General features: G+C 53.9%; 17 protein-coding genes. 13 read left to right on the top strand and 4 right to left on the bottom strand.

Translation table 11 applies throughout. The annotated features are described in order from the left end of the window. Positions 1-69: 69 nt before the first annotated feature. From BN8_RS00190 to BN8_RS00145, 10 genes are all read left to right on the top strand, one after another. Positions 70-2,295: a TonB-dependent receptor gene (locus BN8_RS00190; protein ID WP_009279726.1), complete on the top strand. Its 2,226-nt coding sequence runs from the start codon at positions 70-72 to the stop codon at positions 2,293-2,295. An 82-nt stretch (positions 2,296-2,377) separates the two neighbouring features. After that, the gene (locus tag BN8_RS00185) at positions 2,378-3,034 is read left to right on the top strand and encodes a hypothetical protein (RefSeq protein ID WP_009279725.1); all 657 of its coding nucleotides are present in this window, start codon (positions 2,378-2,380) and stop codon (positions 3,032-3,034) included. Positions 3,035-3,168: 134 nt separating this feature from the next. Beyond that, complete coding sequence (locus BN8_RS00180; RefSeq protein WP_009279724.1) at positions 3,169-4,644, top strand: histidine kinase; 1,476 nt, start codon at positions 3,169-3,171, stop codon at positions 4,642-4,644. A 13-nt stretch (positions 4,645-4,657) separates the two neighbouring features. After that, the gene (locus tag BN8_RS00175) at positions 4,658-5,437 is read left to right on the top strand and encodes a LytR/AlgR family response regulator transcription factor (RefSeq protein WP_009279723.1); all 780 of its coding nucleotides are present in this window, start codon (positions 4,658-4,660) and stop codon (positions 5,435-5,437) included. Positions 5,438-5,448: 11 nt separating this feature from the next. Beyond that, complete coding sequence (locus BN8_RS00170) at positions 5,449-5,673, top strand: hypothetical protein (RefSeq protein ID WP_009279722.1); 225 nt, start codon at positions 5,449-5,451, stop codon at positions 5,671-5,673. Positions 5,674-5,787: 114 nt separating this feature from the next. Further along, a complete protein-coding gene (locus BN8_RS00165; RefSeq protein WP_009279721.1) occupies positions 5,788-7,746 on the top strand; it encodes a CocE/NonD family hydrolase in 1,959 nt (652 codons plus the stop codon). A gap of 278 nt (positions 7,747-8,024) precedes the next feature. Beyond that, positions 8,025-8,369: a hypothetical protein gene (locus tag BN8_RS00160; protein ID WP_009279720.1), complete on the top strand. Its 345-nt coding sequence runs from the start codon at positions 8,025-8,027 to the stop codon at positions 8,367-8,369. Positions 8,370-8,555: 186 nt separating this feature from the next. Then, positions 8,556-9,890 carry a cryptochrome/photolyase family protein gene (locus BN8_RS00155; RefSeq protein WP_009279719.1) on the top strand — a complete coding sequence of 445 codons (1,335 nt, stop codon included), beginning with the start codon at positions 8,556-8,558 and terminating at the stop codon, positions 9,888-9,890. Between the two features lie 137 nt (positions 9,891-10,027). Next, a complete protein-coding gene (locus BN8_RS00150) occupies positions 10,028-12,385 on the top strand; it encodes a TonB-dependent receptor (RefSeq protein WP_009279718.1) in 2,358 nt (785 codons plus the stop codon). 3 nt (positions 12,386-12,388) lie between these two features. After that, entirely contained in the window at positions 12,389-13,420 is a 1,032-nt protein-coding gene (locus tag BN8_RS00145; protein WP_009279717.1) for a DUF4249 domain-containing protein, read from the top strand. Positions 13,421-13,422: 2 nt separating this feature from the next. Here the strand turns inward: BN8_RS00145 and BN8_RS00140 are convergent, their stop codons facing one another. The 4 genes from BN8_RS00140 to recQ form a co-directional block, all read right to left on the bottom strand. Continuing rightward, the gene (locus BN8_RS00140; protein WP_040005164.1) at positions 13,423-14,655 is read right to left on the bottom strand and encodes a lytic transglycosylase domain-containing protein; all 1,233 of its coding nucleotides are present in this window, start codon (positions 14,653-14,655) and stop codon (positions 13,423-13,425) included. A gap of 226 nt (positions 14,656-14,881) precedes the next feature. Next, on the bottom strand, positions 14,882-16,123 hold the full coding sequence (locus BN8_RS00135; protein ID WP_009279715.1) for a lytic transglycosylase domain-containing protein: 1,242 nt from the start codon (positions 16,121-16,123) through the stop codon (positions 14,882-14,884). A 175-nt stretch (positions 16,124-16,298) separates the two neighbouring features. Beyond that, on the bottom strand, positions 16,299-17,351 hold the full coding sequence (locus BN8_RS00130) for a lytic transglycosylase domain-containing protein (RefSeq protein ID WP_009279714.1): 1,053 nt from the start codon (positions 17,349-17,351) through the stop codon (positions 16,299-16,301). 183 nt (positions 17,352-17,534) lie between these two features. Beyond that, positions 17,535-19,682 carry a DNA helicase RecQ gene (gene recQ / locus BN8_RS00125; RefSeq protein ID WP_009279713.1) on the bottom strand — a complete coding sequence of 716 codons (2,148 nt, stop codon included), beginning with the start codon at positions 19,680-19,682 and terminating at the stop codon, positions 17,535-17,537. A gap of 299 nt (positions 19,683-19,981) precedes the next feature. Between recQ and BN8_RS00120 the strand changes: the two genes are divergently transcribed. The 3 genes from BN8_RS00120 (at position 19,982) to BN8_RS00110 (ending at position 22,710) form a co-directional block, all read left to right on the top strand. Continuing rightward, positions 19,982-20,536: an SET domain-containing protein gene (locus tag BN8_RS00120; RefSeq protein WP_009279712.1), complete on the top strand. Its 555-nt coding sequence runs from the start codon at positions 19,982-19,984 to the stop codon at positions 20,534-20,536. Between the two features lie 4 nt (positions 20,537-20,540). Continuing rightward, positions 20,541-20,882: a hypothetical protein gene (locus BN8_RS00115; RefSeq protein WP_009279711.1), complete on the top strand. Its 342-nt coding sequence runs from the start codon at positions 20,541-20,543 to the stop codon at positions 20,880-20,882. 121 nt (positions 20,883-21,003) lie between these two features. Then, positions 21,004-22,710: an arylsulfatase gene (locus BN8_RS00110; protein WP_009279710.1), complete on the top strand. Its 1,707-nt coding sequence runs from the start codon at positions 21,004-21,006 to the stop codon at positions 22,708-22,710. Positions 22,711-22,720: the final 10 nt, after the last annotated feature.

Here is a 22,720-nt window from a genome sequence, read left to right as displayed (position 1 = left end):
GTCAGAAAAGCCGGGTGTTCGGCTCACCAGGCCAATAGCTTTGACTCATCAAGTCAACGCACCAGTGTTATGAAGCCTTTTTTACGCCTTCCTTTTTGTTTAATACCCGTATTGGTTGGAATTAGCCTATCCGCATCAGCGCAGACAGTCGTCAGCGGCCGGGTTACCGATCAGCGGGGTCGTGCGCTGCCGGGAGCCAACGTTTTTCTGCGCGGTACGTACGATGGCGCTACGACTGATACGACCGGCGCTTTCCGCTTCGCTACCACCCGCCAGGACACCGCTACGCTGCTCGTTACGTACGTCGGCTACGAGTCGTTCGTCCGGCCGATAAAACTGCAACCGGAATCCACCCCGATTACCATCAAACTCACCGAACTGGCTAACGAACTAAACACCGTTGTGATTACGGCCGGGGCTTTTGAAGCCTCCGACGAAAAAAAGATGACGATGCTGAAACCGATGGACATTGTCACGACGGCCGGAGCCGCGGCCGACATTACGGCGGCTATGAATCTGCTGCCGGGTGCCCAGCGCGTGGGTGAGCAGGAAGGCGTTTTTGTTCGGGGTGGGTCTAACCTGGAAACCAAGGTCGTCATCGACGGGATGATCGTGCAGAACCCGTTTTTTAGCTCGCTGCCCGATGTTCAGTCGCGGGGGCGGTTTCAGCCGTTCATGTTCAAGGGTACGTCGTTCAGCACAGGCGGATACTCGGCGCAGTACGGCCAGGCCCTCTCGTCGGTACTGCTCCTGAATACGGTTGATCGCAATATCAACAATGGCCTCGGTATCAGCCTGAATCTGGCGAATACGGGGCTCAGCTACGATCATTCGACGGTAAATTCTTCGATTTCGGCAACCGGCTACTACGGCAACCTGAAGCCGCTGTTCGCGCTCGTTCGCCAGAACATCGACTGGACTCGTGAGCCCGAGTTTGCGGGGTCATCACTGACGTACCGGCTGAAACCCAGCAAGACCGGCATGCTGAAGTTCTACGGCATGTATTCGGATAGTTGGCTGGGTATGAACTTCCGCGATCCGGGATCAGCCACAACCGGCAACGAAACCGGATTGATCAACCTGCGGCAACACAACCGCAACTTCTTCACCACCAGCACCTACACCGATAGCTGGGCCGAAGGCCGCTGGCTGCTGAACACTGGTTTTTCATACAGCTACGATACCGACGCCACAACCTACGACACGCAGGATTTTGGCCGGTCGAGCGAGCGGGCGCAGGTCCGGGCTGTCATCACCAGACTGCTAGGCGGCAACAGTTCAATTCTCTTCGGAGCCGAAGCGCACACGCTTACCCTGAAAAACGCCGTGGATGGCATAGCCTATCAACTCCGCGACAACTACGGAGCGGCTTTTGTGGAATCGCAGTTTTATGTAAGCCGCAACCTGGCCTTTCAGCCGGGCATCCGGGCGGAATATTCGTCGGTAATCGGACAATTTAATCTGGCCCCACGGCTGTCGCTGGCCTACAAAACGGGGGTGTTCAGTCAGGTGTCGCTGGCTTACGGGCAGTTCTATCAAACGCCGGATTATCGCTACCTCTACCGTAATACAGCCCTGAACTTCGAGCGGGCCGACCACCTGATTCTGAATTACCAGATCATTCGCAACAAACGCACGTTCCGGGCCGAAGCCTTCTACAAGAACTATGCGGCCCTGGTACGGGAATTTACGGGTGCGCCCTATGACGTCAATCCGTATCGGTTTCCGTGGGGTCGCACCGACAACAGCGGCCATGGTTACGCCCAGGGTTTCGATTTGTTCTGGCGCGATCAGAAAACCGTGAAAGGACTGGATTACTGGGTAACGTACAGCTATGTGGATACAAAACGGCTGTTCCAGCAGTATGCCGTGCTGGCTACCCCGACCTTCGTGTCAAACCATAACGTCAGCCTGATCACGAAGCGGTTCTTCGAAAAAATCAGCACGAATATCAGTCTGACCTATACGTTCACCAGCGGTCGGCCGTACTATAACCCCAACCGCCCGGCCGACTCGGAGCGCGAGTTCCTGAGCGACCGGACGCCGGCGGTCAACAACGTGAGCTTTTCGGCCAGCCACATCCTGCGGACAAAAGGTAATCTGATTGTGCTATACGCGTCGGTGGATAATCTGCTCAACAGCCGAAACATCTTTACGTATCGCTACGCGGCCGATCAAAACGGCAATCCGAACAGAGTCCGATACGCCGTTGGGCCGCAGACGTACCGGAGTTTCTTTGTCGGCGGTCTGATCATGCTGTCGAAAAAAGCCAAAGTCGATGTAAATCAATTGTAGCGTCCTGACCAGGCTCCAGCCTGGTCCAACTAATAAAATCACGTAAAGGTCAAGCTGGAGCTTGGCCACGATAATTAAGACCATGAAAACGCTCCTTACCTCCATCCTCATCCTGCTCTTTGCCAACGTAGTACCCGTTCATGCTCAGTCCGACCAGTACAAACAGGCTATGACCGACGCGCTGAACAAGATGAAAACCCAAAGCGAGAAAACCCCCGTTCCGGACATGCTGGCAATGGCCAATCAGTTTGAGCGCATCGCCGGCGTTGAAACCAAAGAATGGCTCCCCCGCTACTACGCTGGTTTGATGTACGTGTACCTGGGTTTTATGGGCAAGGATGAAACCGAGAAAGATAAATTCCTGGATCAGGCCGACACAAACCTGAAAGCGGCCCTCGCCATGGCCCCCGATAATGATGAACTGGCGGTCCTCAAAGCCTATATCGCTCAGTCCCGGATGGTGGTCGATCCCACAAATCGCTGGCAGCAGTATGGTCCGCTGTTTCAGGCGGGTCTTGAAAAAGCCAAATCGCTGAATCCCAACAACCCCCGCCCCTACGTACTGGAAGGCACTTCGCTGATGTACACGCCGGTACAGTTCGGCGGTGGTGCCGATGCAGCCTGCCCTGTCTTGAAACAGGCCGCTGAGAAATTTGCTACCTTTAAACCTGCCAGCGACCTGCACCCGATGTGGGGTAAAGAGCAGATCGAACCCATGCTGACGAAATGCCCGAAATAGGGACAGAATCTGGTTTACGGTATTCGGTTCACGGTTTTCAGTATGCGGCAGCCGGCGCTCCGGTGAGTTGACGTAACGAGACATCACTGAAACCCATAAACTGAATACCGTAACTCCCCTGAACAACCGACGAGATGACGCGTGAACAACTAATTGGCACCATCAATAAAAACGGCAGACGGCTGAAGATGCGGGCGTCTGACCTGGCCGGCTTTGATTTTAGTAACCTTGACCTGACAGGAGCCGACCTCCGTTTTTCCAATCTGTCCCGGTCCAATTTCCGAGGAACGATCCTCCGGCAAGCGGACCTGAGTTTTTCGGATTTAAGCGACGCCGACTTCACGGATGCGGACCTCTTCGAAGCAAACCTGAGTTTTAGCGGGCTGGAAGGCGCTACCCTGACTGGCGCTAACGTAGAGGGAGCCAGGTTCAATTTTTCCGGTCGCAGCAACTTCAGGCCAGAACCAATTCGACCCGAGCCAATTACGTTGACAACGCTGCTGCAACAGCCGGGTTGGGGTTTGCTGATCGGTATGAGCCTCGGCGCACTGCTGAACTACGGTACCAATTCGGTCATCTTCTTCACCAATCTGATCAATTCAACGCAGGATCAGCTCATGGCGGGGCTGTACCGCTACCTGATCATTCAGAATGCACTGGATGGTGTCCTGTCTTTTTTATTGGCCTGGTCGATGCTGACCTGGCTAACCCGCCGGTTCAAAACGGCCTGGATGCGGCACCTGATTATTAGTGTTGCCGCGTTGGTTGCCTTCTTTGCCATCAATACTACCCTCTACACATTTTTCGGCAAAACGTCCATTCAGCAACTGATGCAACGGCCAACCTTTGCCTCGGAGAACGCGCCCTGGTATTTCTACGCGCTCGGCAACCTGCTAATTGCCAATACGTTTTTGTACATCCTCCAGCAGGGCCGCCAGCTAACCCGTAAGCTATCCGATCAGGAATTTCAACTCCTGAACCTGGAAAAGATGAAAACCCGCGCCGAACTGGACGCACTACAGGCGAAGATCAATCCGCATTTTCTGTACAATGCGCTCAACAGCATTGCCAGTCTGGTTCACGACGACCCCGATCGCGCCGAGGAAATGACGCTGCTGCTCTCGAAGCTGTTCCGGTATTCGACCGGCCGCGACGGTGAACTGTTCTCGTCTATTGCCGATGAACTCGAAATGGTTCGTACGTATCTTCAGGTTGAGCAGGTACGTTTCGGCGACCGCCTGTCGTTCAGTGTGTCGATTTCAAACCCGGCCCTGAATGAGCTGCGGCTACCGCAGTTTCTGTTGCAGCCTATCGTAGAAAACGCAATCAAACACGGGATTGCCAAACGTGCCGACTCCGGCCGGATCGATGTCCGGATTTACGAACAGGATGGCTACCTGCATCTGTGCGTTCACGACAACGGCCCCGACTTTGCCGATACAATGAGCGGGGGTTATGGACTGCGCAGTATTCAGGATAAACTCAAGCTGCTCTACGGCGACGACGCCCAGGTCGAACTTCAGAATAATCCGCTGAAACAGGTGTTGCTGCTGATCCGGATGAGTCGCCTGCAACAGACTTCACAGCCAACGACTGCCGCTCACAATTAACGAAAGTTTTGCTATGACACTTCCGCTCAGAACCGTTCTAGTTGATGACGAAGCACTGGCCATCAGCCGACTGCGACGCCTGCTCGACAAACATCAGGATACGTTTGAGGTGATCGGCGATGCAGCCAACGGAGCCGAAGGCCTCACGCTGATCACCGAGCAGCAGCCCGACGTCGTCTTTCTGGATATTGAAATGCCACTCCTCAATGGGTTCGAAATGCTCGGTCGCCTGACCAACGTACCGATGGTCGTTTTTGCCACCGCCTACGATCAATACGCCATCCGGGCTTTTGAGGAAAATTCAGTGGACTATCTGCTGAAACCCATCGAAGCCGACCGACTGGCCCGAACCGCGCAGAAAATTCGGGCGCTGGTAGAACGTAATGAAACGGCTACAGCCACGAATCCGATGACGGAGAACGTCATGCGCCTGCTGGCCCAGATGCAGCCCAAAAAAGAGATTTACTCCATTTCCGTCAAAACCGGGGAGAAAATCAAGCTGATTCCCCTGTCGGACATCGCTTACTTCGAAGCAGAAGACAAATACGTCTTTCTGTCGACGGTAGATGGACATAAATTTCTGACGACCTATACCATCACGACCCTGGCCGAAAAGCTGCCCGATACGTTCGTACGTGTCAGCCGGTCGGTACTGGTTAACCGGCTCAAAATTGCCGAGGTTCACCGGCATTTCGACGGCAAGTTCCTGCTGGCGCTGACCGATAAGAAAGCCACAAAGCTTACTACCGGCTCAACGTACAGCGATACCGTCCGGCAACTGCTCGAATTATAAACCAACCCAGTATGAGGGCTTCGACTGAACGTAAACTCATCAGCTGGTTTCATATCCTGGCCAGTATTCCAATTCTGGGATTCATCTACGGTCCGGTAGCCAGCATCTCTGAGGCCGCCTTCATGACCCGCGCGGTCATCCTGCCGGCAGTCGTGCTGTCGGGGCTCTGGTTATGGCTCGGCCACTACGTTCGCCGGTGGAACCGAGCCGCATCGACCCTGCGGGCGACGTCGTAGAAGGGTATTGCAGGTTGCACAGGACGTAGAGTTGTTCGTGTATTTTATTCCCGGCCACCGTACGTCCTGTGCGATTTCTCGTTTATTTACGGCGCATTTTACCCGTTTGCTATCATGTTCGTTTCCCGACTGATCCTGACTGCGCTGTCAGTATTCCTGATTTCTTACACCGGCAACGCCCAGTCGCCAGCCGCTGCCGCCGATTCACTCCTTGTCCGGCAAAATTACACCAAACTGGACCGGCAGATTCCGATGCGCGACGGTACAAAACTCTACACGGTCATCTACGTACCGACCGATGCAGGCTCCGCCAACCGGTACCCCTTCCTGATGGAACGAACGCCCTACTCCGCCGGACCGTACGGAGAAGCCAATTACCCGAAAACCGGCCCTGGTCCCAGCAAAGCGTTGTCGCAGGAGAAGTACATATTCGTATTTCAGGACGTTCGCGGGCGTTACATGAGTGAGGGCAACTTTGAGGAAATGACGCCCAGTCTTGACCGGACCAAGGCTACCGCCGTTTCAGGCAAGGGTAAAAAGTCGGGGCCTAAAACGAATGTAACACCCGCTACTGACGAGAGCACCGATACGTATGACACCATCGAATGGCTGCTTAAAAACATACCGAACCATAACGGCCGCGTCGGGTTGATCGGCATCTCATATCCCGGTTTCTACGCATCGGCGGCTTTACCCGGTGCCCATCCAGCGCTGAAAGCCGTATCGCCCCAGGCACCCGTAACGGATGAATTCATCGGCGACGACGCCCGGCACAACGGTGCGTTCTTCCTGCTCGACAACTTCGCCTTCATGAATTACTTCGACGCCATGCCTAAAAAGCCTGTAGAAGCGTATGACGTACTGTTCCGATGGAGTCCCAAAGATGCGTACCAGTTTTTTCTGGATTTAGGTCCAATCAAAAACGCCAATGGTCCAACGTACTTCAATAATCGCGGGCGAATCTGGAATGAGTACCTGCAACACGACACCTACGACGCGTACTGGAAAAGCCGCAACATCCGCCCGCATTTAAAAGCGACCCAGCCGGGAACGCAACTGCCCGCTACGTTGGTGGTGGGTGGCTGGTACGATGCCGAAGATCTGTTTGGAGCCCTGCGTACGTACGAGTCCATCGAAAAACAGAACCCAGGCAACAACAACCGGCTGATTATGGGCCCCTGGACACACGGAGCCTGGGCGCGTGACAACTGGAGTCAGTTTGGGCCGTTTAGCTTCGGGCAAAATACGGCCAGCTATTACCGCGATACCTTCGAAACGCCTTTCTTTGCTTACCACCTCAAAGGCAAGGGTTCATTTACGGCTCCGGAGGCCGCTATGTTCGATACGGGTACAAACGCGTGGCAGACATTTGACACCTGGCCCCCCAAAACCACCACTACCCAGAGCGTGTTTCTGGCTCCTCATGGCCAGCTAACAACCACAGCGCCGACCGCAAGCGAGTCGTTTGATGAATACGTCAGTGATCCGGCAAAACCGGTGCCATACACCGACGGTGTGTATGCCCGGCGCAACAACCAGTACATGATTGAAGACCAACGCTTTGCGGCTCGGCGGCCGGATGTCGTTACGTTCATCAGCGCACCATTGACCGACGATCTGGTAGTGGCCGGACCGATCACGGCTAATCTGTTTGTGGCAACAACCGGTACCGACGCCGACTTCATCGTTAAAGTCATCGACGTATTGCCTGATGACGCACCGAACCCGGCCGAAAACCCCAAAGGGTTGACAATGGGCGGCTATCAACGACTGGTGCGGGCTGAAGTGCTGCGCGGTAAATTTCGCAACTCATTTGAACAGCCAGAGCCGTTTACACCTGGCCAGGTAACGGAGGTTCGGGTGCCGTTGAATGATGCCTTCCACACGTTCCGAAAAGGGCATCGGCTTATGATACAAGTGCAGCACACGTGGTTTCCGCTGGTAGACCGGAACCCTCAGAAGTTTCTGGACATCAGTGCCGCCGAAGCCACGGACTTTCAGAAAGCCACGATGCGGCTGTACCACGATGCCAGCCACCCGTCAAAAATTGACCTGACTACCCAAAATCGATAAACTTCTTAACATTCACGTAACATTACATCTCAGAAAAGTCAGCCCTGCAAAAACTCGATTACGAGTTTTTGCAGGGCTGACTTTTAGCATTTTAGACCTTTAAAAGGTTAATTCATGATAGTGAGCACCCGGATTAATTAAGTTATTCAGAAAATTAATATTAACATTTGCTTAACATTAACTTAATATTTTGGTAATATTACAGTAATATAAGTCTGTGCGACTCGAGTGAGGGACTCAGGCAAGTAGGTACGGTTCATTTAAACATAAACGAAGTCATGAAAAAGTCCCTTTTTCTCCTTACGCTGGTAGGCTTCCTGGCGGTGCAAGCCTACGCTACGCCTACCAATGATCGCAAAACGAAAGCTCCTAAAAACACCTGGGAGCAGCAGTTAGCCAAATACATTCATTACCCCGATGTGCTCCGGCAAACCAACAAGGGCGGGATTGTCATGATCCAGTTCCGGGTAAATGCCGACAACGAGCTATCTCAGGTTGAGGTTTTTAGTCAGAATGAACAGCTCAATATGGGTCTGATTCGGCAGTTGACCGGCAAGAAAGTACTGGTTGCAGCAAACCCGGGTGAGCTATACACCGTACGGCTGCGCTTCCAGCCGGAATAACCCCGAAGCGATTACTACAATCATAAGCGTTGTTATAATCTGGTTGCAGTGTGCACAAAGCCCTGTTCAGGTTCGCCTGGCAGGGCTTTTGTCTTTCTACCGGGCAGGAACAGCATGCGGTGACCACGACTACCCCGGCATTTGTGCCAAACATTTCAGGCAAACGGGCGGTTAGCCGAATCACATATGAAACCATCCGTTACTACTGAACCTATCTCGCTTGTCTGGCTCCGGCGCGATCTTCGCTTACATGACAATGCCGCGTTGTATTACGCCCTGAAAAGTGGCCGACCTGTTCTACCCATTTTTGTGTACGACCGCCTGATCCTCGATCAATTGGAAGACCGCGACGATCGTCGGGTCGAGTTTATCCATCGGGAAATTCAGCAGTTACAGGCCCAGCTCCATCAGATGGGCTCTACGATTATTGCCCGCTACGGTCGGCCCATTGACGTGCTCAAACAAGTCGTTGAGGAGTTTGCGGTTGCCGATGTGTACACCAACTACGACTACGAAGTGTACGCTAAAGAACGCGATGCCGTAGTGAAAGCCATGTTGGCCGAGCGAGGTATTGGCTTTCACACCTTCAAGGACCAGGCCATCTTCGACCGCGACGAGGTGCTGACCGGAGGGGGTAAGCCTTATACCGTTTTCACACCGTACAGCCGTAACTGGATTGGTAAGCTGAACGACTTTTACGTTAAATCGTACCCAACCGAAACATACTTCGCCAACTTCGTAAAGACGTCTGCCCTGGGCGACCATGATTTCACCATCCCAACGCTGGAAGAAATGAACTTCCGGCCGAAGGGTGAATCGTATCCGGTGCCGACTGTCGACGACGACCTGTTGCAGAACTACGAAGAGATGCGCAACATCCCGGCTCAACCGGGCACCAGCGAACTGGGCATACACCTGCGCTTTGGTACGATCAGCATCCGCGATCTGGTACGACAGGCCCAGGCCACCAGTGAACGTTTTCTGACAGAACTGGCCTGGCGCGACTTTTACTTCCAGATTCTGGATCACTTTCCACACGTTGAGAAACACGCTTTCCGGCGCGAATATGAAAACATTCCGTTCCTGAATCGCGCGGAAGACATTGAACGCTGGCAGAACGGCGAAACCGGTTATCCGATCGTTGACGCCGGGATGCGGCAGCTCAACGAAACCGGCTGGATGCACAACCGCGTCCGTCTGGTTGTGGCCAGTTTCTGCGTCAAACACCTGCTCATCGACTGGCGGATTGGCGAAGCTTATTTTGCCCGGAAGCTGCGCGACTATGACCTGGCCGCCAACAACGGCAACTGGCAGTGGATTGCCGGAACGGGCAACGATGCCGCACCATATTTCCGGGTGTTTAATCCGGCCGAGCAGGCCAGGAAATTTGACCCCAAAGGCATATACATCCGGCGGTGGGTACCGGAATTTGATTCATTACGGTATCCTCAACCCATCGTCGACCACCCGATGGCCCGCCAACGCGCTATCGATACCTACAAGAAAGCGCTGAATCGCTAGCAGAAAATAATAACAGTTCATCGGAACGCCCCCAGATGCGACTTTACCTCCTCAACTCATACTGGTTCCGATGAACTGATTTTCCAACGTTCTTTGTACCTTACGGGTCCTGATTCAGCGCCCTGTTTATCAACGGTATGAAGTACTTTTTTCCTATCCTTTCCTGTTTGTTAGTGTTTGGCGTACCTATTGCATCAGCCCAGCAACGTCTTCAACTGACCATTACCGTACGAGACGCGACTACGCAAAAGCCCATTCCTAACGTTAATGTCCTGGTTGCTGAAACGAACGCCGGTGCGCAGGGCGACAGCCTCGGGGTTGTCCGACTGTCGCAGCCACCCGGCCTGCTCACGCTCTACATTTCGGCGGTGGGTTATTTTCGAATCCGCGAAAATGTAACCCTGAACCGCAACGCAACCCTCAGCTTTTCGCTTAGGCCCCGCTCAGTTGATCTCGAGGAGGTGGATGTACGTGCCCAACGGGAAGACCGTAACATCACGGACGTGCGCATGGGGCAGATTCAGCTCAGTGTACCCCAGTTGAAGCGGATGCCGGTGGTGCTGGGCGAACCCGATATTCTTAAAGCGCTGGTCTTGCAGGCAGGTGTCACTACGGCCGGTGAAGGGGCTGGTGGATTCAACGTTCGGGGTGGCCGGGCCGACCAGAATCTGGTCCTGCTCGACGGCGCTCCACTGTTTAATACCTCGCATCTGCTGGGATTCTACACCAACGTTAGTTCCGATGTCGTACAGGATGTCAGCCTGAATAAGGGGGCATTCTCGACGCAGTACGGTGGTCGGGTATCGTCGTTGCTGCTGATGAGCACCCGTAGCGGAGGAACGGATCGCTGGCGTTTGTCGGGCGGAATTAGTCCGGTCAGCGGCCGGGTGGTTGTGGATGGGCCGATCAGCTCCAGGCTCACGCTGCTGGCCGGCGGACGGATCGCTTTCCCGAACTACATACTCCGGGCGTTTCCGGCCCCAAGCGTAAAGAACAGTCGGGCTTTCTTTTACGACGGCAATATCAAACTTACGTTTACGCCCAGTCCTCAACAAACCATTGCGCTGTCGGCCTACCGTAGTGAAGACAATTTTCAGTTCCCCGGCGATACGCTCTACGGCTGGCAGTCGAACGTCGTAACGGGTCGCTGGAGTTACCTGGTCCGACCCAATCTTCAGGTTAGTCTCCTCGGTCTTTACAGTGGTTATCGGCTGCGCGTCGACGGTGTAGGCCCCGGCCTGACCTTCCGGTTTGGCTCCTTCATTGACCAGCGTGAAGGGAAAGCCGACGTAACATACACACTGAACCGGAAGCACAAACTTCAGGCGGGGCTCAATGCGATTCTCTACCAGGTACAAACGGGAGAAATAGCGCCTACGGGAGACCAATCGAGTATTAATCCACAGCGCATTGCGCCCGAACACGGGCGCGAAGGTGGCGTTTATATCAATACGGAATGGGAGCTGACGCCGACCATTACGCTACAGGCCGGTCTGCGGTATTCAACCTATGCGTTCGTGGGACCCCGAACGGTGTATACCTACGCCGGTGATGTACCCCGTTCGCCCGAAACCCGAACGGATTCCAGCCGCTTTAGTCGCAGCCAGACCATTCAGACCTACGGCGGCCTGGAGCCGAGATTGGGGCTGCGGGTGCAGGTAGCGGCTCATACCGCCCTGAAAGCCAGCCTGAGCCGGACCCGGCAGTATATCAACCTGATTTCTAACACTACGGCCATTACGCCCCTCGACTTCTGGAAGCTGAGCGACAGCTACGTACCACCTCAGATCGCCGATCAGGTAGCGCTGGGCATTTTCCAGAACCTGCACGACAATGCCATTGAGCTGAGCCTGGAGGGCTATTACAAGAAGCTTCAGAATCAGATCGAATACCGCTACGGTGCCAACCTGATTCTGAATCCAACGCTGGAAACGGACCTGCTGCGAGCCGAAGGCCGTGCCTACGGCGTAGAAATTGGTATCAGCAAAAACCAGGGCCGGCTGACGGGCCAGTTCAACTATACCTACGCCCGTTCGCTGATTGCCACCCGAACGCCCTTTAATGAGCTTCAGATAAACGGCGGAACGTACTACCCATCGTACATTGACCGGCCGCATACCTTGAATCTACAGACGCGCTGGCAGATGCCGCACAACTGGTCGTTCACCACCAATTTCGTGTACTACACGGGCATTCCGGCTACGTACCCGGACGGGCGCTATACGTACAATGGTGAACCCGTTCAGGACTATTCGCGCCGAAACGCCGACCGCGTTCCCGACTACCACCGGCTCGACGTAGCGTTTTCCAAAGACACGCGTTTCAACAAAGCCCAGCGCCGATACGGTATCTGGACGTTGGGTATCTACAACGTGTACGCCCGGAAGAATCCATACTCCATCTATTACACCCGAACCAATCAGCGCACGCAGGCTTACCGGCTTTCGGTGTTTGGCACCCTGATTCCGTCCATTGCTTACAATTTTTATTTTTGAACGATGCTCCGCTCCGTTGTCCTTACCTTGCTGCTGATCAGTGGGCTCAGCGCCTGCATCGACCCGATTAGCCTGCCGATCCGGAACGAAGAACCGCGTCTGGTAGTCGATGGTCAAATTACCAACGAGGCCCCACCCTACACCGTCCGGCTGACGTACACCACCGGCTTTACAGGCAGCAATACTGTCGACACCCCGGTTTTGCGGGCGGTCGTTTCGCTCAGCGACGATGCTGGCCGAACTACTACGTTCCGCGATCGAGGTACGGGGGTGTACGAAACCACCGATCTGACGTTTCGGGGGGAAGTTGGTCGCAGCTACTCACTGACCGTTCGGCTCAACGACGGCAAAACATACGAATCAAAACCCGAGCAGATGCCTGCCGTTCCGCCGATCGACAGCATTTCGTTCGAGGTAGTGAGTCGGTTGAGCAACATGGCAACACCGTATCGGCTGGCGTACTACGTAACAACAAACGATCCGGCTACGGAACGCAACTACTATCGGTGGACGGCCTTCGGGTACACCAACCGCCTGTCGACGGGCGTTCCCTGCAGTCTGGGGAGTCCGGCACGTTGCAACAACCGCTGCTGGACGCCGGTGTCGAGTGATCAGTTGAATGTTTTCTCAGACGATGCCATCAACGGCAACCCAATCCGAAAGCGCGAAGTCCTGCAACTACCAATTTATACCGTTGGGCCGCAGTTGGTGGAAGTGCAGCAGTATGGACTGACACAAGCCAACTACCAGTTCTGGAAGGCTTATGAGGAGCAAAGTACCCGAACCGGCAGCATATTTGATCCACTACCGGCCCCAATTGCCGGTAATCTGGTCAACATCAATGATCCAACCGATCTGGCTCGCGGCTACTTTGCCGTTACGTCTATCACCCGCAAACGAGCCCGGGCGCAGGAATATGATGCTCAGCAGAACTTAGGCTTGCTGAGTTTTATCAGCAGCGTTATTATTCCCGAGGGGGATTGTCGTCAGTTTTTTGGCCCGGTTCCGATCGTCGAGCCGGAGGGCTGGCGTTAATACTAACTGATTTTCCACTGCACTACCCAACCGGCTTTTACGGCTTTCGGCCTGGGGATTCCCGCCAGACCCGTAGTCGGATTCATGGCGAGCAACGTCAGCGAAATTACGGTTTTGGTTTCAGCCGAAATGGCTTTGGTTGCCCGCAGAAATACGGTACCGTTCAGGTCAATATCGTCCACAACGGCGTAAAGAGCGTCACCGGTTTTTAATTCATCGTCGCCGATCTGAACGTTTTCGGTCAGCACGAACATCCAGCTCTGGCCTACCTTCAGGGCACCTGGCTTAACCAGTTTTGCGGTTACATCGCCCACAAACAGAGGTTCTTTCGGGCTCTCTTTCAACAGTTCGGTCAGTACGCTGTCCATGAGTACGGTCTCCCCTTGATTTATTGCCAGCGGATTTGCGGGCAAACGTTCAATGGGTACACCTACCGGTTCAGGCTCGTTGTCGTTGAGCCAGCCCATGCGCCGGGCCTGTTCCCGTTCCTGCTCGTAGGGGTTATCATAAACCGCCAGCCGGTCTACACCGTAGATGGGATTACTGAAAAGTTCTTTCATGGCCAGAATGCGGTAAAGGTAGTAGCCGGTCTCTTCATTCATGGCCATTGAATAGTAGTCGCGGTGTCCGGTTCGCACAACCTTACGCTGTACCATGCCCACGCCCCCGTTATAAGCAGCCGCTACCAGGGTCCATGACCCCAGTTTCTGGTATAAGAATCGTAGGTACCGGCACGCAGCTTCGGTTGACTTACGAAGGTCCGTGCGCTCGTCTTTCCCGGGTGTTATCGACAGCCCCATATCACGGGCCGTTTCGTCCATGAACTGCCAGTAACCAACCGCCCCAGCCACCGACACAGCATCGGCTTTCCAGGCGCTTTCAATCAGCGGCAGATACTTAAAATCGTTTGGAATACGGTGCTTGCTTAGAATAGGCTCAATAACCGCAAAAAAAGGCGCTGAACGAGCTTTGAGAGCACTCAGGTGACGAACGTAACCGGAGTTACCAGCCAGCGCGAAGGCCAGCTTGGCCGACACATCGCCCTGTTGGGTGGGCACCAATTCCCCGCAAAAGTGCAAACGGCCATTGCCGGTAGCGATAGCAGGCTGGAATACAACCGCCCTACGAGCGGGTTTACCCGGTGTTTTTCGTATTGATTTCTGCCCCATTACGGCCGGAACGGTCAACAGATGACCGACGAGCAGTAACGTAGCTGACTTTACGGATACCTTCAAAACTGTTGTCGTTGTTTCAGCCTATTGACAACTACCGATGCCGGGGGTTTAGTTCATAAGTTGAGTGATTGGCTGGTAGTCAGGTCTGCACGGTACGTTTGACCTGACTACCAGCTGCCAATCACTTAAACTTAGCCTGGGTCTGGTAAGGTTACGTCTGCTGAGGGTATTCTGTTGAGTCTGTACGGTACGTCTGACTCAACAGAATACCTCAGCGGACATAGGCTTACAATGCTTTCCATGTCAAGATCCAACCGGCCTTAACCTGTTCGACATCAGGAACCCGGATACCAATACGCCCCGTCGATGCGTCCACAGCCGCCAGCGCCAGATTATACGTCTGCTTGTTGCTGGTCGAATAGAGCCGGTCGGCCCGCAGGTACACTTTGTCGGTTTTTGGGTCAATATCTTCTACGGTAGCATAGAGAATATCACCCGCTTCGACCTGGCGACCGTCTGTCATACCGTCGCGGGTCAGGTGAAAAACCCAGACCTGACCACGTTGTAAACCAGCCGACTCGGCCAGTTTGGCCTTGATGCCGCCCCGAAATACATCGGCCGCGTTGGGCAGAGGAATCTCCGACGATACCCCGCCCGTTGCTGATTCCCGATTCCCTGTACGTACCGCCAGTTCGACGGCCTCTTCCACAAAAACTTCTGGTATCAACATCTCATCCGCCCCTGCGTCTTTATCGGACGACAGCGGGCGACTCAGACTGGCCATCACCCGGTCAGGAATAATTCCTTCGTAGGAGCGATAATTAGAGAGTAATTCTTTGAAAGCCAGGATTCGGTACAGGTACTTCCCCGTTTCGGCGTTGAGCCGGAGGTAGTAGTAATCACGCTGCTGTTGCCGACGGATATTACCGAGTAAAGCCCCCAGTCCGTTGTTGTAGGCCGCTGCGGCCAGTGTCCACGACCCTAATCGATTGTATAGATAAGTCAGATACCGGCAGGCCGCTTCCGTCGATTTGATCAGATCCCGCCGTTCGTCGTGACCTGCCCCTACTCGGAGCCCCAGCTCGCGGGCCGTAGCGGGCATAAACTGCCAGTAACCAGCGGCCCCGCTCGGCGATACGGCATACCCCCGCAAGGCACTTTCGACAAGCGGAAGGTATTTGAAATCGGTGGGGACGTTATGACGGGCCAAAATAGGCTCTATAACCGGAAAGAAGTTAGCAGCCCGTTGCCGGATCTGATACAGCACCTGATGCTGAACGGCGTTGCTGACCAGCGCCCTGATCAGCCGCCGGGCTACCTGCTCCTCATGCAGGGGTACAGATTCTCCACAGAAATAAACCGGCGGTAACGCAGCCGATATGCCAGGATTACTCGTCGTTAATTCTGTCTTATCTAATGTATATGTTTTATCATATGATCTATTTAATAATGGAAAGATAGAAGTAGCAGGCAAACTGCTCGACACAACCAAACCGGTTGTGATCGACAAACAAGCTAAAAAGTTCATTAACTAAACGTCACAAGTCAGGTAGGCACTTTCAGTTAGACGAATTTACAAGTCTACCGTTACACTATATCAATCTTGTTACCTAAATTAATAAATTTTTAACAAAAAAATACCTTAACTGACCCTGCTATACACGCAGAGCCAGTTAAGGTGCGATTTAAAGAAGTATGGATGATTATATCCAATCCCAGAAGTGCAGCGGGCGGTGACCTTCACCTTTTCGGAGCTGCAGGAATCGGGGGCGACGGAAGCGGAGTACCATCATCGCCATTAATTTGGTGATAGGCAGCGCGCTATGCTGTTCAGTAATACCGGCATTTTTCTGATGGAAGAAATCAGAAACGGACGCTAACCACTGTTGGGTATCCGAAGGGGCCTTGGTAAGCGATTTATTCGGACGAGGTCCCCAGGTTGGGTCAGTGGGCTCGTCATCAACCAATTGTACCGTTGGCGCATCTTTGATTTTAGGCGTTAGCGCCAGCGGTTTACTCCACTTCGGCAGCGGCTTGGTTAGCTGAGCCACCGTGTTCTGCGACAGCAGCAAGGCGTATTGTCGTGGGTTACTCAATAACTCTTTATAGGCGAGCACCCGGAAGAGGTAGTGACTTGTTTCGCGGTGCAGACGCAGCCGGTAATAGTTCGAGTGCCCCTGCTGCTCAATCTTGTTCTGGATGCGCGTAATGCCTCCGTTGTAGGCCGCAGCTACCAGCGTCCAGGAGCCTAAGGTGGCATAGAGTTGGTGCAAATACCGGCAAACGGCTACGGTTGCTTTTTGCAAATCATACCGCTCATCGACTTTACCGTTCACTTTTAGTCCCAGTTCGCGGGCGGTTTCCGGCATAAGTTGCCAATACCCTGATGCGCCTTTTGGCGATACACAGTCATTGACCAGCGCACTCTCGGCCAGTGGCAGAAACCGGAAATCGCGCGGAATCCGGTATTTCCGAAGAATCGGATCAATAATTGGAAAGAAATCAGCGGCCCGTTTCCGCAGATCAACCAGACATTCTGGTTGCGCGCCATAGGTGCGGAGCGTCTGGACCCATCGACGGGCCACACGCGGCTGATCAACGGGTACTTCTTCCCCACAAAAATAGATTGGAAACACCCGTTTCGACGAATCCACGACCAGTAACGCAGGACTGTTTAATCCACTTGACAAGGGGTTCATCCGACCCGTGTCGGCCACCATTTTGGTTGGCCCGGCTAGCGGTTTGACGGTAGCCATTAACAAGGAAAAACCTACTTCTTTGATCAAAACAGAGGTATTTGTTGTGGTACATAGGACAACAAAGCCCGTCAGTTGTAACGGGCTCGTTGTTAATCAGTTTACGAATATACCTGATAATCTGGTACATACCAAATTAAAGTCCTACGAATTATCCAATGGTACTCTGCTGAATAGTATTTTTCAGAGTTGAAGTAGCCCAGCCACCAGGGTTAGTTTACTATAGTCATAACGTCCACCGAGATAGTCGAACAAAGGTTTTAAACGCCCCTCTTCCATACCCACCACCGCGATAGCGCGCTCAATTTCTGTCCGCTCAAAGGGACTCACCAACGACGCAATGTCGATGTCATAACCGGCTTTCGCGAGCTGTACCAGGTGCCCGGCTACTGAGCCAGTTGTAAGTTGTCGCTCGGCGGCAATCTCGTCAATAGTCATTCCCTGGTTATACAGATCGAGCGTCAAAAGCTGAGTTGATCCTTTGGGTTTTTCGCCGACCTGTACCCTACCCCGGACGTACCCAACGATCTCATCGAGGAACTGCTTGCCAAAGAGTTGCAGTTTTCGTTCGCCTACCCCGCTCACGTTCCGCAGGGCGTCCGGCGTAGTGGGTCGTTGCCGGGCCATATCTTCCAGCGTTGTGTCGGTGAAGATAACGTAAGGTGGTACGTTCTGCTCGTCAGCCAGTTTTTTACGCAGCACGCGGAGTCGTTCGAAGAGGTCGTCGCGTTGGGTTTCGGTTTTCGTCTTAACTTTTTCAACCACCGGCTTCGGTGCATCGTCCGGACGTACCAGATCCACCTTCCGCCCACCGAACAACACCTGATCGGCCAGAATACCTTTCCGCAGCGCATAGTGCTGATCGTAGGCAACTTCAATGACACCGACGTTGATCAATTGGTGAAGGTAGTTCCGCCACTCCTCGAAACGCAGATCACGCCCGGCACCGTAGGTTTTGATCTGGTCATAGCCGCCCTGCAACACGGCCTGGCTGCGTGAGCCGCGCAGAATGTCGATCAGCAGGTTCATCGGTACGCGCTCGCCCGCCCGGACAATAGCCGACAGCGCTTTTTGAGCCAGGATCGTACCGTCGAACGTAACGCGGGGGTCGCGGCATACGTCGCAGTTACCGCACGGTTCGGGCAAGTCTTCCGAAAAATAGCTGAGCAAAATCTGACGGCGGCAGGTGTTCGCATCGGCATACTGCTGCATGCGTTCCAGCTTGGCAAGCTGTAAGCCCAGATTGGCCGGTGCCGATTCGGAGAGCATATCCTTGTAGGTTGCTACGTCGGCAAAGCTGTAGAACAGAACCGTCTGCGCTTCGGCCCCGTCGCGACCCGCCCGTCCGATTTCCTGGTAGAAGCTCTCGATATTTTTAGGCAGGTTGTAATGAATCACCCACCGAACGTTGGATTTATCGATGCCCATCCCAAACGCAATGGTAGCGCACATGATCCGCACATCATCGCGCAGGAAAGCCTCCTGTGTTTTGGCCCGGTCCTCCGGGTCCATTTTGGCATGGTAAAAAGCCGCCTTGAAGCCTTTCTCCTGCAACTTGGCCGCCAGCGATTCGGTCGACTTCCGGCTCAGGCAGTAGATGATACCGGACGTATCGGGTTTCTGTTGCAGCAACTTGATAATCTGCGGTAGCCGGTTGGTTCCGGGTAGCACCTTGAGGCTCAGGTTCGGGCGGTTGAACGACGCAATGAACACGGCCGGATCGTTCATGCCAAGCCGCTGGGCAATGTCGTTGCGGGTCAGTTTATCGGCGGTGGCGGTCAGTGCCACCGTCGGTACGGTCGGAAAATGTTCCTTCAATACGTGCAGTTGCGTGTATTCCGGCCGGAAATCATGCCCCCACGACGAAATACAGTGGGCTTCGTCGATGGCGAACAGGGAGATATTGATGCGCTTAAGAAAAACGAAGAACGATTCCGTCAGCATTTTCTCGGGCGATACGTACAGCAGCTTGATTTTACCCTTTACACAATCGTCTTCAATCGCACGCTGCTCCTTCCCTGACTGGGTGCTGTTGTAAAAAGCCGCCGGAATGCCATTCATGTGGAGGGCTTCGACCTGATCCTTCATCAACGCAATCAGGGGCGACACCACCACGCATATGCCCGGCATCATCAGCGCCGGAATCTGGAAACAGACAGACTTCCCTCCTCCGGTAGGCATCAGCACCAGCGTATCCCGACCGCGCAGGATGGACCGGACAATGTCTTCCTGCATGGGCCGGAAGCGGTCGTATCCGTAATAACGTTTGAGGTAGTCGGTAGGCTCGCGCAGGTCTGCTTGGTCAGCAGTGAAGAGATCGGCAGTGGTCATTTCGGCAACGGAATTATATCAAATATACACAAAATTCTGGGCCACTCCTACGTATCGCCACGCGAGTCATCATCTTACCTCCACAACCGTCCGAATCTGATTTTCGTCTCGATCGGTGTGGAAGTATCCGTACAGGCAACAACCTCAGACAGCGCAGCACAAGCTATTTACCAACGACGCCCTTCAGTTGACCTACTTACCAGTCGGCCTTGACCGGCAAACCTTGACCGTTCGCCTTCATTCGTCATACGTCTGCATCCGCATAAAGTACATTTACGCTACAAACCTCTCAGATCTACATGATTCACCCGGACACCTACGTTCAGCATACGCCCAAAGGGCTCGGACTTTTTGCCAGGAAGCGCTTCCTGCGTGGCGAAATCCTCTGGATTATCGACGACATTGACCTGAAGATGCCGCTTCTGACCCATCAGGCGCTTGATCCGCTTCAACAGCAGAAGCTCAACATCTATTGCTACCTCGACTACCAGCACCGGGTCATCGTTCCCTGGGACGAGGGCAAATACGTTAATCACTCCTGTGCGCCCAACTCAACGGGTTTGCTCGAGTACGATAACATCAGCATCGCGCTCCGCGATATTGAGCCGGATGAGGAAATCGTAGAGGACTATTATTGTTACTACGGCCATTTCGAGACGTTCACGTGCAAGTGCGGAGCCGCCAATTGCCGCGGCACTATCGATCAGGTTGATTCCTACCGTCCTGATCTCCGGTTACGCCTGGAAGACATTGCGCCCGATATCATGAGCCTCAACCAGCCCCTACTGGCTGTTCAATCAGCCGAGAACGCGTCTTTTCTAAGCTTACTCCAACGGTATTCTATTCCGGTTTAAACGTATGGCGATTCGTTACAAATGGCTTCTGTTGCTGGTTGTCCTGGAGCTGATTTCACTACTGGCCGACTACCTGATCAAAAAAGCGTCGCTTCAGCCGGGGCTGTCGGGATGGAAGGCCCTGCTGATGGGTGGAATCGTATACGGGAGCACGGCCCTCGGCTGGTTTTACATGATGCGATCCTACAAACTGTTCACCATTGGTGCCCTGCACTCGGTCGGCGTTATTGCGCTCAGCGTTTTATTGAGCCTCATCGTATTCAAAGAAAAGATGTCAATGGGTGAGTTCGTCGGCCTGGGGTTGGGGCTGGCCTCCATCGTGCTGCTGCTGCGTTTTCAGGAATGAGCCTCCGTTGAACTGGCCATTGACCGGAAAACACTTCATAGGCCTGAACTGATAAACGAAACCTAAATCCTGCCGGGTAGGAAACGCCATTCCGCTGCTTGTTTACCTACCAAGACGATCCATGAAAAAGAAGGCTTTTGTTTTATCATTCCCTTTTCTGGCACTACTAGCGGGGTTGCTTACTTCTAAGCACCCGTCAGACATTCCGGCTACCGCAACTGCTCCCCGGCCGAATATTATCCTGATTATGGCCGACGACCTGGGCTTTTCGGACCTGGGTTGCTACGGCGGTGAAATTCGAACGCCCAACCTCGATTACTTAGCCAGCAACGGCATTCGGTACACGCAGTTTTACAATACATCACGCTGCTGCCCCACCCGGGCGTCGCTGCTGACGGGGCTGTATAACCAGCAGGCCGGGATTGGCAAAATGACCGAAGCCGAAGACGCCCCCGGCTACCGCGGCCACCTGACCGAAAACACGGTTACGTTAGCTGAGGTACTCAAGTCGGCGGGCTACCAGACGGGCATGACCGGAAAATGGCACGTATCGAATACCATTGTCCAGAAAGATCCAGCCGATCAACTGGACTGGCTGAATCATAAAAAGGATTTCGGCGATTTTTCGCCCATCGATCAGTATCCGACCAGTCGGGGGTTTGATCGGTATTTCGGCAACATCTGGGGTGTCGTCGACTTTTTTGACCCGTTTAGTCTTGTCAGTGGGACGAAGCCTGTGAAGCAGGTCCCGAAGAATTACTACCACACTGATGCGATAAGTGACACAACCGTAGCCTACATTAAAGCGTTTGCCAGATCGTCGGCACCGTTTTTTCTGTACGTAGCCCACACCGCTCCACACTGGCCGCTGATGGCCCTGCCCGAGGACATTGCGAAATACAAGGACACTTACAAATCTGGTTGGGATGCCATTCGGAAAGCCCGTTACGATAAAATGGTGAAACTTGGCCTGATTGATCCCGCCAAAACCAAACTCTCGGCACGTTGGCAAGGTGACCTGACCTGGGAAAACAATCCGGATAAGGAATGGGACGCCCGGGCTATGGCGGTTCACGCGGCTATGGTCGACCGGATGGATCAGGGCATTGGCCGACTAATCAAAACGCTGCGCGAAACCGGGCAACTGGACAATACGCTGATCGTTTTTCTGTCGGACAATGGGGCCAGCCCGGAAAACTGCGCGGCTTACGGCCCTGGCTTCGACCGACCAAATCAGACGCGGGACGGTCGGCCCATTGTATATGATTTAAAAAAACAGGTGATGCCGGGTCCGCAAACGTCCTTTGCGTCCATTGGTCAGCGCTGGGCGAACGTAGCCAACACACCGTACCAATACTGGAAAGCCGAATCGTACGAAGGCGGCATTCACACGCCGATGATCGCGTTCTGGCCCAACGGCATCAAGGCAAAGAAAGGTAGCTTCAGCCCACAGGTTGGGCACGTAATGGATTTCATGTCCACGTTTGTTGAACTGGCCGGCGCTACGTACCCCACCACGTACAAAGGCCACGCCATTACCCCAAGCACTGGCCTCAGCCTGACACCTTCGTTCCAGGGAAAGGTATCGACCGGACGCGAGGCCCTGTTTAATGAACATTTTGGTGCCCGCTACGTTCGTTCGGACGACTGGAAACTGGTGTCATCCAGCCGCGACAGTACCTGGCGCTTGTTCAACGTAGCCGCCGATAAGGCCGAAACGCAGGACGTAGCGGCACAACACCCTGAGAAAGTGCAGCAACTGGCAACCCAATGGCGGCAGTGGGCTACATCGCATCAGGTGTTTCCCAAACCTGGTCCGGCAAAGTAGGCAATGCTTG

The organism is Fibrisoma limi BUZ 3 (genome assembly GCF_000296815.2).
Taxonomy (GTDB): domain Bacteria; phylum Bacteroidota; class Bacteroidia; order Cytophagales; family Spirosomataceae; genus Fibrisoma; species Fibrisoma limi.
This window is presented reverse-complemented; position numbering and strand designations above follow the sequence as displayed.